The 2,785-nt window shown below is 70.2% G+C and carries 1 protein-coding gene and 1 pseudogene; both read left to right on the top strand.

Annotated features, from left to right (window positions below; translation table 11 throughout):
- Positions 1-400 precede the first annotated feature (400 nt).
- Positions 401-1,303 (top strand): annotated as a pseudogene (locus tag AC08OX_RS16775) (transposase); the annotation flags it as partial.
- 92 nt (positions 1,304-1,395) lie between these two features.
- Positions 1,396-2,785: transposase (locus AC08OX_RS16770; protein ID WP_476608679.1), on the top strand; the 1,390-nt coding region annotated here is incomplete at its 3' end.

Raw genomic sequence — 2,785 nt, 5'->3', positions numbered from 1 at the left:
ACCGTTTGATCTTGGTTGCTGGCCCTGAAATCGCCGTTCGGCCGGTCGCTACCCGGTCCCTGACCAGGGGTGATGCCCAGTGACCGCGCCGAGGTCTACATCATCTAGCGAATCGAACAGGCGTTCCGCATACCTGGCGGTTCCGGGCGCCTCGGCCCGCATCGTGACCGTGATCGTCGGTGTGGTGGTCGCGTTGACGTTCCTCTTCGGGTTCGGGAACAGCCTCGCGCTCGGGGTGCGGCTGGGGGTCCCGATCTGGGTGGCGCCGTAGTCGCACCAGCGGTGGACCTGTCCGTGGTCGCGCTGCTAGAGCGCCGGTCAGGTAGCCGTATGTGAGCTGTGGTAGGCGGCACCGGTCGGCGGGTGTCATGTGCCCGTCTTGATCGGAAGGTGCTGGCTGATGCGTCCTGGGATATGGGCTCCGCCGGTGGAGCCCTCGACCGCGGAACAGACTGTGATCAGGCTGGTGCGGCGGGCGAAGCTGTTCGTGTTCCTGCGCCGGTATCGCCACGAGCTGTTCGACGAGGCGTTCCAGACCGAGCTGGCCGAGGTCTACCGCGACAGTCCGAAAGGGCAGCCGGCGCAGTTGGCGTTGGCGCTGATCCTGCAGGCCTATACCGGTGTCTCCGACGACGAGGTGATCGAGGCGACGGTGATGGACCGGCGTTGGCAGCTGGTTCTGGACTGTCTGGACACCGACCGGTCTCCCTTCTCCAAGGGCGCCCTGGTGGGCTTCCGCGCCCGGCTGATCGGCGCTGGGTGGGACCGGCGGCTGGTCGAACGCACCGTCGAGATCGCCACGGTGACGAAGGGCTTCGGGCCGCGGGCGTTACGCGCAGCGTTGGACTCCAGCCCGCTGTAGGGTGCCGGCCGGGTGGAGGACACCCCGAACATGATGGGACACGCCCTGCGCAAGGCCCTGGGTGTGATCGCGGCTCAGCAGGGGTGGGGGCGGGCCGAGGGAACCAGGGTCCTGGCCGGCCAGGCCGGGGCACCGGTGCTGGCCGGGTCCAGCCTCAAAGCCGCGTTGGACGCCGACTGGGACGATCCCGACGAGCGGGACCGTGCCCTGGCGGTGGTGCTGGCCGCCCTGGAGGCGGTGGAGACCTTCGTGGCCGCCCAGCCCGCCCCGGAGGCGGCCGAAGCCGCTGTCGCGGTGGCCCGTCAGGTCCGCGACCAGGACGTCGAGGTCACCACGGCCGGGACAGCGCGGCTGCGCCGCGGGGTCGCCAAAAACCGGCGGATCAGCGTGGAAGACCCGGACATGGCCCACGGCCGTAAGTCCCGCTCCGTCCTGGTCGACGACTCTGCTGCTTAATTCGGCTGGGTGTCGTTGGTGCGGCATGATCTCCTCTGCGGTCCTGGTCGTGTCGTGGGCTGCGGGAGGTGGAGTGCATGTCGTTGCAGCCGAAGGGGCTGCCCGAGATCCCGGCGCAGACCGTGGCGGTCGCCCGGGCGGCGTTCCCGCGTGGGACGTTGGCTATGCGGCTGCGGGACCGGCTGGCCGAGGTGTTCGTCGATGAGCCGTTCACCGGGGCGTTCGGGCGCCGGGGGGCGCCGGGTCTGCCGCCGGCGGTGTTGTCGCTGGTCACGGTGCTGCAGTTCACCGAGAACCTGACCGACCGGCAGGCCGCGGCGATGGCGGTCCGCGCGATCGACTGGAAGTACGCGCTCGGCGCGGAGCTGACCGATACCGGGTTCGACCCGACGGTGCTGTCCCGGTTCCGCGCCCGGCTGGCCGACCACGGCCTGGAACGGGTGGTCTTCGACCGGCTCCTGCAGGCCTGCGTCGACCAGGGCCTGATCGGCGGCGGTCGCAGGGCGCGCACCGACTCCACCCATGTGATCAGCGCGGTCCGGGACCTAAACCGGACCGAGCTCGCCGGGGAAAGTGTGCGGGCGGTGTTGGAGGCCCTCGCGGTCGCGGCCCCCGGCTGGCTGGCCGACACCGTGGACATCGACGAGTTGGCGCATCGCTACGGCGAGCGGGTCAACGGGTGGACGATGCCGTCGTCGAAGACGGCCCGGGACCGTCTTGCCGTGGTGTTCGGGCAGGACGCGCTCGCCCTGTGCCGGGCGGTCGCCGCTTCCACCGCGCCGGGCTGGCTGGGCGAGATCCCCGCGGTGGCGTTCCTGCGCGAGATGCTGGTGCAGACCTACTACCTGTCCACCGATCCCCGGGGACGGGAGGTGATCGCAAAGCGGAACGCCGACAGACAGGGTGTCCCGCCTGGACATCGTCGCTTGGCCTCCCCCTACGACCGCGATGCGCGGTGGGCGGCCAAGGGCGACGACCTGTTCTGGTGCGGCTACAAGGTCCACCTCACCGAAACCTGCGACCCTCCCCCCGGAGCCGGAGCCGACGTGTTGCCGTTACGGCTGATCACGGACGTTCTCACCACCCAGGCGAGCGTCCCGGACGTGAAGGCCACCGAGATCGTCCAGGCCAGCCTCGCTGAGCGTGGCCTCACCCCGGGCGAGCACTACCTCGACGCCGGCTACTCCAGCGCCGACCTCATCCACGACGCCGCCACCCGGGGCATCACCATGGTCACCCCAGCCCTCCTCGACCACTCACCCCAGGCCAAGGCCAACGCCGGGTTCGACAAGGCCGCGTTCCGGATCGACTGGAAAGCCCGCCAGGTCCGCTGCCCGCAGGGCCACACCAGCACCGGCTGGTACCCCGTCCGCCAGCACGAACGCGACGCCATCGTCGTCGCGTTCGCCCGCACCGACTGCCACCCCTGCCCCACCCAGAAAGCGTGCACCACCCTGTCTCTTATAC

The organism is Frankia sp. CoBUL1 (assembly GCF_978021245.1).
Note: the sequence above shows the minus strand (reverse complement) of the source record. Positions and strands in the feature narration are given on the sequence as shown.